Origin of the sequence: Chitinimonas sp. (genome assembly GCF_036568685.1) — a bacterium.
Taxonomy (GTDB): Bacteria; Pseudomonadota; Gammaproteobacteria; order Burkholderiales; family Chitinimonadaceae; genus Chitinimonas.
This window is the reverse complement of the sequence record NZ_DATCSC010000106.1, coordinates 77,865-91,885: the sequence shown is the minus strand read 5'-3', so window position 1 is coordinate 91,885 and position 14,021 is coordinate 77,865. Positions and strand designations below refer to the sequence as shown.

Sequence of the window (14,021 nt, the reverse complement as noted above, 5' to 3'; positions counted from 1 at the left end):
GCAGCAGCTGCCCGATGTGGCGGCTGTACCGCGGGCCAAGCCCCGGCATCGCGACCCCAGGGGCGTTACAACATCCGGTTCAGGTCATATTGCTTGAAGCCCTCACGCAATTGCTCTTTCAACTGGGCGGGCTGCCAGGGCTTGGTGATAAAGCGGAAGATCGCGCCCTCATTGATTGCGAACAGGATGGACTCCACATCGGTAAAACTGCTCATCGCTATGCGTACCGTATTGGGGTGAAGCACCTTGACCTGCCGCAGGAAGTCGGCACCGCTGATGCCGGGCAGGCGCTGGTCGGCGATCACTACTCCCACCTGGTTGATGGCGAGAATATTGAGCGCTGCCTCAGGCGTATCGCAATTGAGGATGTTGTAGCCCTCGCGGTGCAGTTCGCGCCAGATGATGGCGTGCACCTTGGGCTCGCTGTCGACAATCAGCACGGTGCGCGGAGTACGGCTGATGGAGATGCGCGGCAGGTTGAGGTTGCCGTTCTCGGTCAGTAATTGTTCACAGCTGCTGGCCGGCAGTGGGGGCGAATAGTAGTACCCCTGGATCTGCTCGCAACCGGCCTGCAAGAGAAAGCCCAATTGCTCGGCCGACTCTACTCCCTCGGCAATCACACTGATGTTCAGCGAGTGCGCCATGCTGACGATGGCACGTGTCACCGAGGCATTTTCCATATTGAGATGGACGTCCTCGATAAAGCTCTTGTCGATCTTGAGTTGGTCGAAAGGGTACTTGCGCAGATAGCTCAGAGCCGAGTAGCCGGTCCCGAAGTCGTCGATCGACCATTTCACCCCAGCGTCCTTGAGCCCGCTCATGATGCGCTGGGCGGTATCGACGCTCTTCATCAAGAGGCCCTCCGTCACCTCGAGCTTGATGCTCTGGGCGGGAATGCCGTGGCGAGCCAGCGCATCGACAATGTACTGCACGATGCTGTGCTCCTGCAGGCTATAGGTGGAGACATTGATGGCCACTTCGCCGGGGTTGTACCCCGCCGCCTGCCATTCGGCCACCTGCTGGAATACCGTGCTGATGACATAGCGATCCACTTCCCGGATGAGGCCAGACTCTTCCGCCACCGGAATGAACTCTGCCGGTGAGATGATGCGATCACCCTGGCGCCAGCGGATCAAGGCCTCGAAGCCGCAAAGGCCGCCGGTACGAAGGTCCAGCTGAGGCTGGTAATACATGACCAGCTCGTTGTTGGCGATGGCCCGGCGCAGATCGCGCTCCAAAGCAACCCGTCGCTGCACCGAGTCATTCATGGTCAGCTCAAAGCGGCTGGCCTGGCTCTTGCCGAGTTCCTTGGCCTTGTACATCGCGGTGTCGGCATTGCGCAGGAGCTCATCGGCATCGACCCCGTCCGCCGGATAGAAGCAATAGCCTATGCTGCCCGAGACATAGAGCTCTATCTGGCCGGAGAGCAGAATGGGCTGGGCCAGCTGCGCGTTGACCCGCTGCAGGGTGGCATTGACCTCAGTTTCATTGCGGGTTTCGGGTAGCAGCAGTACGAATTCATCACCACCGATGCGCGCCAACGTATCGAACTCGCGTATGCAGGACTGAATGCGCTTGGCCACTTCGACCAGCAGCATGTCCCCGACCGAATGTCCCAGGCTGTCGTTGACGTATTTGAAGTTGTCGAGGTCCAGGAAGGCCAAGGCAAAGCGCTCCTCCTTGCGGTGGGCCTGTACCACTGCCTGATGGATGCGGTCCAGCAGCAGGTTGCGGTTGGGCAAGGAGGTCAAGGTATCGAAATTGGCCTGATGTTCCAGCTCATCCTGATACCGCTTGGAATCGGTCACATCGTTCAATACGCCGACGAAGTGGCTAATGCCGCCTTGGCTGTCAAAGGCCGGTGCAACCCGCAGCTCATTCCAGAACATCGAGCCGTCACGCCGGTAGTTACGCAGCAAAGCCTTGCCTTCACAGCCCTGCTGGATCGCCCAGCGTATGCCGCCCAGTGCCGCCTGGTCCTTGTCGTTATTCTGCAGGAAGCGGCAGTTACGGCCGACGACAGCCTCACTGCGGTAACCGGTGATGCGTTCGAAGGCCTGATTGACGTACAGAATGGGATTGTCCGGCGCCCGGTTGTCGGTGATCACGATGGCATTGACGCTGGCCTCGATGGCGAGATTCCGGATGCGCAGCTCCGTGTCGATCACTTGCTGGGCGGTGATGTCCTGCTCGACCAGGACGGCCCCCTGAATGCGATTGCGTTCGTCCGCCAGCGGTACGACCGAATTGAGCAGGGTGCGCATTTTGCCATCGAAGGATTCGATGTTGCGTACCTCGTTGTGCACCGAGTCGCCCATGGTGAGTGCCCGGTTCAGCGCGGTGCGCGTGGCGTGCACTGCGTCTCCGGAGGCCGCCGGATAGGCGTTGCCTGCCTGCTCGGCCGGCAGGGCAAATGGGGCGGTGCCGCCCCAGATACGTAGTGCCTCGGGATTGTGCAGCAGAATATTGCCGCGGTTGTCGGTCACCCAGACCCCCACGGGCAAGGTTTCCAGCACCAGGTGCATCAGCGCCTCGCTCTGGCGCAAGGCAAATTCGGCGCGTTCGCGCTCGGCCATCTCGACCCGCAGTGCGCTGGTTCGCTCGGCCACCAGGGCCTCGAGCTTGTCGAACAGCCGGGAGCGGGTGAGTGCTACGGCCAATTGCTGGCCCAGTGCCGTCAGCGCACTGAGCTCAGCCTCCGGCCAAGGCACCTGCTCCTCGTGTACCACATTGAGGGTGCCCACCAGATCGCCACCCAGCCACAGCGGGACGCAGGCATAGGTGGCTGCCGGGCCCTGTGCCTTGTTGCCGGCATCGACCACATTGAAAGCCGAAGCCAGGCCATCATGCTGGATGGTATGCAGCGCTTGGCTCTGGGTGAGGGACTGTTCCTGTTGCAGCAAGGAGACGTCGACGTCGCCACAGGCGCCGGCATAGCGCAGAGGGGCGTCGGCAACGAATTTCTCTGCCAGCATCAGCCATGCACCCAAGCAGCGCGGGAAGGCGCTGAGCGCGGTCAGCGCTCCGTCGATCAACTCTGGCTCGCTCTTGGTCTCGGTCAGCCCGGCGGAAAAATGGAACAGGCTATCGAGCAGCGAGTGCGATTCGGACAGCTCAAGGTGCTTGGCCTGCAACTGGTTGTTGAGGCGTATGCCTTGCTCGTAGGTGGAGATCAGCAGATCGAGAATCTGTTGCCGTGCCGCGGTGATGAAATGGCGCTCCCCTTCCAACACGATCTCCACCCCCATAGAGATCCGTTCATTGCTACGGAACTCAAGATTGGCCAACAGATAGCGGATGCGTGAGATCAGGTACTTCTCGTCATAGGGTTTGATGACGAAATTGTCTGCGCCACAGGCCAGGCCATGCACTACATCGCGTGGGTCTGACAGATGCGTGACCAGGATGACCGGGATCTGTTTGGTCGATTCATTGGCTTTGAGATGACGGCACAGTTCGTAGCCGTCCATCTTGGGCATCACAATGTCGCTGACGATCACGGTAGGTACACGCTGCTCGATCAGGGTCAGCGCTTCGCGCCCATTGGCGGCTGTGCGTACCGTACAGTTGTGGGTCTCCAGCAGGTCGCGCAACTGCTCGGCCTGGGTCAGGCTGTCTTCCACGATCAGAATGTCGAATCCTCTCAGCATCTCGGACTGCCCTCCTGGCTTGGTTTTTTGGGCTTGGGAGCCTTACATCATGTTGTTGATGGTGCGGGCGATGCCCAGCGGGGTCTGGATGAAACTCGCGCCGTTGAGCTCGATGGCGGCTTGCGGCATACCGGCGACGATGGACGATGCCGGTTGTTGGACCAGGGTCAGTGCGCCCAGGGTCTTGAGCTTGGCGAGGCCCTGGGCCCCGTCACGCCCCATACCCGAGAGCAGCACGGCCAGAACCTGGCCACGTAGGGCGCTGGCCAGGCTGTCGAACAAATAGTCCACCGACGGTCGCGCAAATACCGAGGCCTGGCTGGTGTCGAGCTGAATTTGGCCGTAACCATCGAGACCGAGATGGTGGTCATCGGGAGCGACATGGAGATGGCCTGGTTGCGCGGCCTGTCCGTTCACTGCCAGGCGGACCGGCAGCGATGTCTGTTCCGCCAGCCAGGCACAAAAGCTGCTGGCAAAGCCGCTGGAAATATGCTGAACCAGCAGCACCGGCCATGGGCAATCGGGCCGCAGTTGGGCCAGGATGGTCTTGAGTGCGGCAGGACCGCCGGCAGAGGCACCGATCGCCAATACCTTCTGGCCTCGTTCGCGCCACGGGGCGAGCGCCTGGTAGGGCAATTGCTCCCCTTCCCCGTTACTCATGCCCGGTGGGCTCACTTTCATGAAAGCCAAGTGCCGGAAGGTACTCAGCAGGATGTCGGTACGGGATTGGAAGCTTGGGTCCATGGGGCTGATGGGTTTGTCCAGCACCATCAGCGCGCCGGCTGACAGCGCTTGCATGGCAGTTTCTGCGCCAGACAGATCGATGCCGGCGGTGACGATGACTATGGGCGTAGGACGCACCTGCATGATGCGCCTCGTGGTTTCAAAGCCGTCGATGCCGGGCATGTGCACATCCATCGAGATCAGGTCCGGCTGGACGGCTGGCAGCATGGCCAGCGCCTCTTCACCACTGCTGGCTTCGCTGACGCGGAACCCATCGCTCTCAAGTATGGCCCGGAGCAACTTGCGTATCACTATGGAGTCGTCGATCAACAGCACATGCATGGCCTACTTCTCCCTCGGGTCTGCTAGACGAGCCGTTTGATGGCGGCCAGCACGGTATCCTGCTCGAGGCCACCCTTGACCAGATAGGCATTGGCGCCAGCTTCGAGTCCTCTGGCACGGTCCTCGGCGGTGTGTAGTGCGGTGATCAGTACCACGGGCAGGGTCGCCAGCTCCCTGTCGGCCCTGACCTTGCTGGTCAGGGCAAAGCCATCCATACGAGGCATTTCGATATCGGACACCAAAAGGTCGAAGGTGTCCTGCTTGAGCGCGTTCCAGGCATCAAGGCCATCGTTGGCGGTCTGTACTTCGTAGCCGGCAGTCTCTAGCAAGGCACGCAGCAGGCCGCGGGAGGTGAAGGAGTCTTCCGCGACCAGGATACGTGCCCTGCGCTTGACGGGGGCGGCGTAGCCGGAGCGCGGCACAAAGGCCAAGCCGGCGCTCTGCAAGGTGCTGCGGTAGAGGTCCTGCGGGTGCAGGATGGGGACCAAGGTACCGTCGCCCAGTACCGTGGCGCCGAGGATGTTGCGCACTCGCTTGAGCTGCTTGCCCAGTGGCTTGAGGGTGATCTCCTGATCGCCAATCATGGTGTCGACCTGCACGGCCAGCGGTTGGGTTTCTTCGCCTATCACCAGCAGTGTCACCATGACCGGTGTTTGCTCCGGCTGCGCTAGCTCCAGTACCTCGGCAAGTGACCACACCGGCAGCAGCCGGCCAGCCATCGGGATGACCGTTTTGTTCTCGATCTGTTTGACCGCATCAAGGGGCACCCGCAGGGTGCGTGATACCGCATTGGCCGGCAGGCCAAAGCAGTGCTCACCACAGCGGAACAGCACTACCCGGAAGGAGGAGCGGCTCATGGGTAGCCGAATGCTGAATTCCGTTCCGGCGGTGGGTAGATTGCGCACTTCTATGCTGCCCCCCAGTTGTTCGAGTTCTTCCCGGACGATGGACAGCCCTACCCCGCGTCCCGATAGATTGGTCAACCGTGGGCTGGTGGATAGCCCGGACTCGAACACCAGATTCAGTAGCTGCTGAGGCTCCAGCTCGCCGCTGCCGGCCTTCAAGAGGCCGATCTCCTCGGCCTTTCGGCGTACCTTGGCGGGGTCTATGCCGCCGCCGTCATCGCGCAGTAGCAGGCAGAAATGACTGGCACTGTCCTGGTAGATGTCGACCTCCAGCTGACCTGCGTCCGGTTTGCCGGCCTCGCGCCGCACCTGGGGCGGCTCGATGCCATGGTCCAGTGCATTGCGCAGCAGGTGGAGCAAAGGGGTGCGCAAGGCATCCAGGATGCGCTTGTCCACCAGCAACTGTGTGGCAGGCAGCTTGAGGGTGGCTTGCTTGCCGGTTTGCTCCGCCAAGTCCTGCACCAAGGCGGGCAGCTCATCGAGCAAGCTGCGGCAGGATAGCTGCAGCATGTCTGCGACGGTACGGCTCATACCCTCGCCCAGGCTGTTCATCTCGGTGCTCAGCAGATTGCTGGATTGTCTGAGCTGGCCTGCGTCGGCATGCAGCTGATCGATCAGGCGGCGGCTCTCTTCTTGCCAATCGAGCAATTGCCGCAGACGCTCCGGGTTAATTGGTTCACCCTGATCGAGCTGTCGGTAGAGATATTCTCCCAACATCACGCTGCGGCCTCGTGTCTGCCAGAGCTGCTCAAAGCACTGCAACTGTCCATGCAGCTGCCGCTGCAAGGCTTGAGCCTGCAGCTTGGCTTGCAAAAGTGCCTCTGACTGATAGGCCAACTGGTCACATAGCTCGGCGCGTACTCGCAAGGTTTGGCTGCGCCAGACCGCGGCGCGCTCCTCTACCGGCTCTTGCGGTATCGCCGGGGCTGGCGCCGGGATGGTGGCTGGCGGGGTGGGTTCGGCTGTGGCAAGGACCGCTTTATCTGCTGACTTCCCATCCAAGGTCTGCGTGACTGGTAGGCGCTCCAGCATGTGGCAGAGGCGTTTAACCTCGGCCGGTTCCAGCGCCTCGCTGGCCAGGCCACGTTTGATTGCGGCCAGGGTACTGAGCGACACGGTCGCCATACCGGGATGAAAAGCCTGCTTGCCGGTACGTAGCAGCACCAACATCGCCTCCCAGGCATGGCAGACGCGTTCGAGGTCGCTACGGCCCACCGCGCCGGCTGCTCCCTTGAGGCTGTGCACCTCACGAAATACCAGTTCTATACCTTCGGCCGTTGGCGCCTGGTTTTGCCAGCTGGGCAGGTTGGCATCGAGCGCGACCAGCCGCTCCCCGGCCTCTTCCTGGAATGAGGCCAGCAGGTTGCGCAGCAGAGCTTCACGGTCTATGGGCATAGCGGTCTGGCCTTGTTGCTCACGGCAGGCATCCTCAGAACGTCGCTCGGGCGTTTGAGCCCACGGAGTCGCTTGCCAGTCGGAAGCGCTCCACCGCCTGCTTGAGCCGGCTGCCCAGATCGTGCAGATCATGGGCCGACTGATCGACCTGCTGCGCTCCAGCTGCATTGTCTCGGCTGGTACGACGGATGGAGCTCATGGCGGCGACTACCTGTTCGATGCCAGCCAGTTGCTGCTGGCTGGTGGTGGCGATCTCCTGTGCCACGTCATTGGAGAGCTCCACGCTGTCGGCCAGGTCACGGATGGCTTCATCGCTGAGGCGGGTGTGCTCGAAGCTGGTATCGACCGCCTTGCTGCCTTGCTCGGCCGCCATGGCGGCCTTGGTCATGGCCCGCTGTACGTCACCCAGGATGGTCCTGACCTGGTTGGTCGCCTGCTTGGATTGCTCAGCCAAGGCCTTGACCTCCAGCGCCACCACGGCAAAACCCCTGCCTGCGTCGCCAGCCTTACCGGCCTCGATAGACGCGTTGACCCCCAGGAGATTGGTCTGCTCGGCCAAGTCGTTCACGGTCGCCACGATGTCACCTATGGCTTGGCTTTGCTCGCTCAGGCGCATTACGTTCTCGGCCATTGCATGCATCTGTTCGCGGACCTGGCCCATACTGCTCAAGGTCTGGCTGATGGCACTGCGCCCATCGATGGCGATCTGGCGGTTACGGCTGGTGGCGTCACTGACTTCGGCAGCACGCTGATGCGCCATGCTGGCGGTCTGCTTGACCTCTTCAATGGTGGTAGCGATCTCACTGATGGCCGAGGCGCTGTCCTGGGCACCGCCGGCGACCTGCCCCGAGGTCGCCAAAATTTCTTCGCTGGCACTGGCGATCACGACAACGCTTTCGCGTATTTCTCGGGCCAACTGGCTCAGACTCTCCACCATCCGTACGAAGGAGATGCCCAGCAGATCACGCTCCGAATGCGGCTTGATGGTGAGGCCGAGATCACCGCCGGCCAGCTGTTCCGCCTGTAGGGCCAACTGTTGCAGGTAATCCCCCATCCGACTGAATGCTTGGCTCAGCTCACCCAACTCGTCTTGGCGATCGGTCAGCTCGGCCTGCTGAGGGATTTCTCCCACGCTGATCTGCCGGGCATAGTGCGTAAGGAGCTGCAGTGGCTTGGCAATGCTGTTGCTGAGCGACCAGGCCAGCCCCGTAGCGAGTAACAGCAGTAGCCCGCCGATCCAGAACATGCGGACCAGTTGCTGCTCGATCAGATCCTGATTGCGGGCCTCCAGCACCACGATGCGCTGGCCGATCGCCTGATCCAGCTCGGCAGCAAGTTGGCGGAGATGGGTAACTCGGGCGCCCTGCGCGCCGGTCGAGAGCACTCTGGCCTCATCGTAGCGGCCATCAGCCAGCCTCGGTACGATCTGGTTGTCACGCACGTCGACAAAGTCGAGCCACAGCTGTTTGACCTCGGTAACCAGGCGCTTGAGTTCAGGGTCCCCCGCGGCATCGACTTCCAGCCTACGCAAGGCCTCGGCATCGTCTTCAGTCAGGCGCTTGAAGCGCGCGGCAATGCCGGCTGCCCGGCTGTTGTCGCGCACCAGCAAGGCTGCCAGCACCTCCGAGCGTACATCGTGCATATTGAAGCGAATCTCCTTGAAGTCCGCTAGGTTGCGGTTGAGCCGATTCACCTGTGCGGTGTTGCTGCGTATGGATTCGATGCTGTGCTGGGCCAGTAACAGTAGACCCATGAAGCCGGCGGCGACGATGGCAAAGGCCAGGAACAGTTTGCTGCTGGTACGCAGGTTCTTGAGCGACATGGCAACTCCTAACTGATCTCGTCTACACGCAGGGCGGCGTCCGCCAGCAGCTTGGCGCCATCGAGAATGATCGATTGGGTTGAGGTGATGCCGCGCAGGAAGGCACGGCGCAAGCCAGTCAGGTTGGCCAGTTCGCCCTGCAGCCCATCCATGTCTATTGCCTGCACCCCCAAGATACGATCGGCGAGCAGGCCGAACTCCATATCCGAGCTCTTGAGCACCAATAGGTGGTTGCGATCGGCAAGACCCCGGCGTGGCATCTCGAAGAACACCCGGAGGTCGGTAACCGAGACAATGCGGCCGCGTACGTTGACGATGCCGCTGACAAAAGGGGGGGTACCGGGTAGCGGTGTGAGCTGGCGCAAGGGCACGACTTCGTCCACATGGCATAGCTCGATGCCGTAGGTCTCGTCGCCAAGGGTAAAGACCAGCACATCACGCATGCTGTAGGTTGGCGCCACCGGGGCCGCTGCCCAGTGTTCGCTGCGTACGGCGAGGTGGCTGGCTACGCTTTCCGGCGTCTCGTCAAAGCCGCGGGATAACTGCTCGGCCAGCTCGTCGAGCCGCCTATGCAGGTTGCTCCACAGCGTCTCGTCATGACTGACGGGCAATGTTTCCTCATTGACGCTCATGGCTGCTCCACAGGCAGGGCGAGGCAAAGCTGCCGCAGCTGGACGGCACTCAGACCGTCCCCTTCCGGTATCAGCTTATCGTCGGCCAGGTTGGCCAGAATGCGCAGGCAATGCCGCTTGGTCCGGGCCGCCGCAGCATGCTGCCCCAGCCGTTGGTGTATCTGCGCCTCCAGGTAGGGGGCCAGCGCGAAATCCGGGTCGAGGTAGTGCAGCTTGCGCAGATAGGCCAGTGCCTCATTTAAATCGCCAGCTTCAAAGCGATACAAGGCCAGTAGCCAGTAGGGGGCGATACAGAACGGCGCCTGCCGTATCAGTTCACGGCAACCCCGTTCTGCCTCGTTGTGCAGACCTTGGTCGGCCTGCTGGCGGATGACGAGGAGCTGTGCCGCAATGTCTGCCTGGGAGATCTCAGCTGCCATGGGTACGGGCTTGGCAACGTGTGGGGCTGGTCGTTCGAGGGCAGCGCGTGGTTTTTGCCTGGCTGGCTTGGTCACGGGTACCGGCCGGGGGCGGGCCTGTACCACAGGCTGGTTGGGCTCGGTTTCCTGCCGTCGTTTGGCCACCGCATAGCCTTGCCCCAGCAGTTCCCCATTCCAGCCGGCACTACGCACCAAGCCAGCCTCGGCTGCAGCCACCAAGAGAAGGCCATCTTCGGCACATTGAGCCAGCAGCAGGGAGACCGCCTTGATGACTGCCGCCGGGGTGAAATACATCAGCACGTTGCGGCAGAGGATCAGATCGAAGCCAGTCTCGATCTGACCGCCGGGCGCAGGTTGTACCAGATTGTCTACCGCGAACCGGATACGCCCACGCCAGCCCGCTTGTAGCCGCCAGGCCTTGCCCAAGGGACTGAAGTAGCGTGCCCGCCATGCCGGTGTACTTTGTCGAAAGGCATAGTCGCTGTAGATCCCCTGCTCGGCATGGGTAATAAAGGCCGGGTTGAGATCGGTTGCCAGGAAATCCACCTGCCACGCGTCCCGCTCCTCTCCCAGCAGCTCGTCGATGGCGAACAGCAGGGTATAGGCCTCCTCGCCGGTACAGCAGGCGGCACTCCACAATTTCAGTTGTCGCCGCCCCTCGTGGCGCCGACGCTGGAGCAGCGGGGCCAGGAAGTCGTTCAGGACGACATTCAGGGTTTCCGGGTCACGCTGGAAGTAGGTTTCACCAACCACCAGGTGCGGCAGCAGGATCGCTATATCGGCCGGTTCATCGGGAGCCGGCTGGTGTGCACTCCGCTGCAAAGCATGCAGCAGGCGCTCTTGTCTTTCGCCAAGAAAGTCCAGCCCGATCTGCGTTGCCAATTGCTCCGCAAGCTCGCCGAGTGGCGGCACAGACCTGCCGTGACGTGCCATGCTCTCAGACCACCACATGGTCAGCCATGGCCTCGCCGAGTGCCGCATCCTCTGCGGCGGTCAGAAAGGTTTCCAGGTCCTTGAGCAGCAACACCCCTGCTTCACTGCGCAATACACCCTGGAGCAGCCGGCCAGGGATATGGAGCTCGTCGACCGGGTAGAAGTCTGCTTCCAGCTCGCAAACGGGGTGGCAGCGGCTGACCGGGAGCAATAGTTCACGGCGGCCTGTCCTGGCCCATATCCAGTGATCCCAGCGCCGCGGCTCAGCTGCAGGCCAGCCAAAGTGGGCACGGATATCGAGCACAGGAAGCAGGCGGCCATGCACGTTGCAAAGACCGGCGACAGCACGGGGAGCGGCGGGTAAAGGTAGGGTCAAAAGGGCCGGCAATACCCGTACGACCTGTTGTGCCGGCAGCGCAAAGCATTGGCCATGCAGGTCGAAAGGCAGCACCGAATACACAGTTGCCATGGCTTTCCTCCTCCACCCCGGCGGGCAGATGTGTGGGTCGGCGATCTTCGACACGCATGGCATCGATAGGCAGCCAACATCCGGAATTCATCCTAGATTAGTACATGCCTGTATCTGCCGCTGTCTGCGCTAAATATATTTTCGCTGCAGTGGTATTGAGCAAATAGCCGCTATTGCGGCGTTTATTGATCCGTTGCCATCGAATTGAATAACGTGCACGGGTGCGAAAATAAAACGGGAGCAGGAGGATTGCGATGAAGTGGACCGTGGGCCGCAAGATCGCCATGGGCTATGCCGTGGTCTTGATCGCCATGACAGCGATTGGTATTACCGCCTACCGCAGTCTGAATTCGCTACTTGACGCCACCAACTGGCGGGCACATACCGTGGCGGTCCAGGCGCATCTGGGCAATACCGTTTCCTTGCTAAAGGATGCGGAAACCGGCCAGCGCGGTTATCTGCTGACGGGGCGCGATGATTATTTGCAGCCTTATCTGGCCGCTATACCGCAAATTGAGAATGCGCTGACATCCCTGCGAACCTTGACGCGGGACAATCCCAACCAGCAGCGTCATCTGGAATTGATGGCGCGCTCGGTTCAGCTCAAATTGGATGAGTTGAAAGAGACCATAGGCCTGCGCCGAGACAAGGGCCTGCAGGCGGCGCTGGATGTCGTATTGACCGGCCATGGCAAGAAGGAGATGGACAATATCCGCTTCCAGATCAACGCCATGGAAACCGCTGAAAATGCCTTGTTCAAGCAGCGCGAAGCCCAATTGCAGGAGAGCGCTGAGGCTGCGATCGCGGTCGTGCTGTACGGCATTCCCCTGGTCCTGTTGTTGGTCGTTGTCAGCGGCGTGCTGGTGGCACGCAATATCGCGGCCCCCGCGCGGCGACTCGTACAGGAGGCGGGTTTCATCTCAGCTGGCGACCTGTCGCAGCCGCTTGAAGCATCCTCGACGCGCAGTGACGAGCTTGGCGTGCTGACGGATGCCTTCTCGCATATGCGGCATTCGCTGCAGACTAAGGCAGAGGCCGCCAGGCGTATATCGCAAGGCGATCTGCGGGTGGACCTGACGCTCAATTCCGGCAAGGATGAATTGGGGCTGGCCTTCCAGACCATGGTCGAGCGGCTGCAGGAGGTCGTGGCGACCTTGCAGCAGGGTACGAATGTGATGACCAGCGTGGTGGGCACCGTGCTGACCAGTGCAACCCAGGTCTCCGCTGCTGCCGATGAGACCGCGACCGCTACCAATCAGCTGGCGGTAACGGTGGAGGAACTGCTGCAAACCACCGAGTTGACATCACAGCGCATGGGCGAGGTGTCGGCTGATGCGGTCAGTACCGCCAATGTTGCCGGACATGGGCGGCAGGCCGTCAGCGATACGGTCGAAGGCATGGGGCAAATCCAGGAAAAGATGCAGGTAGTGGCCGAGCGTATCGCCCAACTGACGGAAAAAAGCGTGGCCATCGGTGGCATCATCAATGTGGTGAGCGATCTATCCGAGCAGTCCAGCATCCTCGCGGTCAATGCCAGCATCGAGGCGGCCCACGCCAGCGAGCAAGGCAAGGGCTTCTCGGTCGTTGCGCAGGAGATGAAGAGTCTGGCTGAGCAATCCAAGCAGGCGGTCGGCCAAGTGCGCGCCATCCTGCTCGACATCCAGCAACTGGTTTCCGGTCTGGTGAGTGCCACCGAGCAAGGCAGCCGTGCGGTTGCTCTGGGGATGCATCAATCCAACCTGGCGGGCAATGCCATCAGCCAGATGGCGCAGGCGGTAGCGAGCAACGCACAGGCGGCACAGCAGATTGCCGTCACCGCAACTCAGCAGGCAGTGGGAGTGCAACAGATCTCGGCCGCCATGCGTCATATACGGCAGGGCAATATGGAGAATCTGGCCAGCATGCGGGCTATCGAGCAGGCCGCCAAGGAGCTCCGTCAAACGGGATTGAGACTGAGCAGTACGCTCGAAGGCTTTACGGTCTGACCCCTTGAGTTCTATGGATGCTTGGGTGCCGACTCGACGACCCGAGCCCTGGTCTGCATAATGGCCTGAAGAAAGCACTCTGCTCCACTTGTTTACTGCGATGGTGGGATGTGGGGTGTCAGTTTGAGGCCCTTTATGTGAATGGCCAAAAGAATCAAATGGTTAGGCCCTTATGCTGCTGATGATCGACAACTACGACTCCTTCACCTACAACCTAGTCCAGTACTTTGGCGAACTGGGACAAGAGGTGGAGGTGTACCGCAACGACGAGATCACCCTGGACGAAATTGCGGCCAAGCAGCCGCAATACCTGGTGGTATCGCCCGGCCCCTGCTCACCTTCCGAGGCCGGTATCTCGGTAGAGGCTATCCAGCGCTTTGCTGGCCAGATCCCCATCCTGGGGGTGTGTCTAGGCCATCAGAGCATAGGCCAGGCTTTTGGCGGCAAGATCGTCCATGCCAAGCAACTGATGCATGGCAAGACCTCGCCGGTAAGCCATCTCGATGTGGGTACCTTCAAAGATCTGCCCTCTCCTTTTACCGCCACCCGTTACCACTCGCTGGTGATCGAGAAGGAAAGTTGCCCAGATTGCCTGGAGGTCACAGCCTGGACGGATGATGGCGAGATCATGGGTGTGCGCCACAAGACCTTGCCCATCGAAGGGGTGCAGTTTCATCCGGAAGCCATCCTGACCGAGCACGGCCACCAGATGCTGGATAACTTCCTCAAGGCCTATGCCTGACCGG

Annotated in this window: 9 protein-coding genes; 2 read left to right on the top strand and 7 right to left on the bottom strand. The window is 61.2% G+C overall.

Annotated features, from left to right (window positions below):
• Nucleotides 1-65 precede the first annotated feature (65 nt).
• From VIM95_RS15250 to VIM95_RS15220, 7 genes are read right to left on the bottom strand one after another with little or no spacing between them, the layout of a single operon-like run.
• Entirely contained in the window at nucleotides 66-3,650 is a 3,585-nt protein-coding gene (locus VIM95_RS15250; protein WP_331987312.1) for an EAL domain-containing protein, read from the bottom strand.
• A gap of 42 nt (nucleotides 3,651-3,692) precedes the next feature.
• Nucleotides 3,693-4,715: a chemotaxis protein CheB gene (locus tag VIM95_RS15245; protein ID WP_331987310.1), complete on the bottom strand. Its 1,023-nt coding sequence runs from the start codon at nucleotides 4,713-4,715 to the stop codon at nucleotides 3,693-3,695.
• A 23-nt stretch (nucleotides 4,716-4,738) separates the two neighbouring features.
• Nucleotides 4,739-7,015 carry a hybrid sensor histidine kinase/response regulator gene (locus VIM95_RS15240; protein ID WP_331987308.1) on the bottom strand — a complete coding sequence of 759 codons (2,277 nt, stop codon included), beginning with the start codon at nucleotides 7,013-7,015 and terminating at the stop codon, nucleotides 4,739-4,741.
• A 34-nt stretch (nucleotides 7,016-7,049) separates the two neighbouring features.
• Nucleotides 7,050-8,837, bottom strand: a complete 1,788-nt coding sequence (locus VIM95_RS15235; protein ID WP_331987306.1) for a HAMP domain-containing methyl-accepting chemotaxis protein — start codon at nucleotides 8,835-8,837, stop codon at nucleotides 7,050-7,052.
• An 8-nt stretch (nucleotides 8,838-8,845) separates the two neighbouring features.
• Complete coding sequence (locus tag VIM95_RS15230; protein WP_331987304.1) at nucleotides 8,846-9,469, bottom strand: chemotaxis protein CheW; 624 nt, start codon at nucleotides 9,467-9,469, stop codon at nucleotides 8,846-8,848.
• Nucleotides 9,466-10,770: a CheR family methyltransferase gene (locus tag VIM95_RS15225; protein WP_331987302.1), complete on the bottom strand. Its 1,305-nt coding sequence runs from the start codon at nucleotides 10,768-10,770 to the stop codon at nucleotides 9,466-9,468. Before VIM95_RS15225 ends, VIM95_RS15230 begins: the two co-directional genes overlap by 4 nt.
• Nucleotides 10,771-10,825: 55 nt before the next feature.
• Nucleotides 10,826-11,290: a chemotaxis protein CheW gene (locus tag VIM95_RS15220; RefSeq protein ID WP_331987300.1), complete on the bottom strand. Its 465-nt coding sequence runs from the start codon at nucleotides 11,288-11,290 to the stop codon at nucleotides 10,826-10,828.
• 254 nt (nucleotides 11,291-11,544) lie between these two features.
• Between VIM95_RS15220 and VIM95_RS15215 the strand changes: the two genes are divergently transcribed.
• Both VIM95_RS15215 and VIM95_RS15210 read left to right on the top strand, forming a co-directional pair.
• Entirely contained in the window at nucleotides 11,545-13,275 is a 1,731-nt protein-coding gene (locus tag VIM95_RS15215; RefSeq protein ID WP_331987298.1) for a methyl-accepting chemotaxis protein, read from the top strand.
• Nucleotides 13,276-13,447: 172 nt separating this feature from the next.
• Nucleotides 13,448-14,017, top strand: a complete 570-nt coding sequence (locus VIM95_RS15210; RefSeq protein ID WP_331987296.1) for an aminodeoxychorismate/anthranilate synthase component II — start codon at nucleotides 13,448-13,450, stop codon at nucleotides 14,015-14,017.
• The last annotated feature ends 4 nt before the right edge of the window (nucleotides 14,018-14,021 follow it).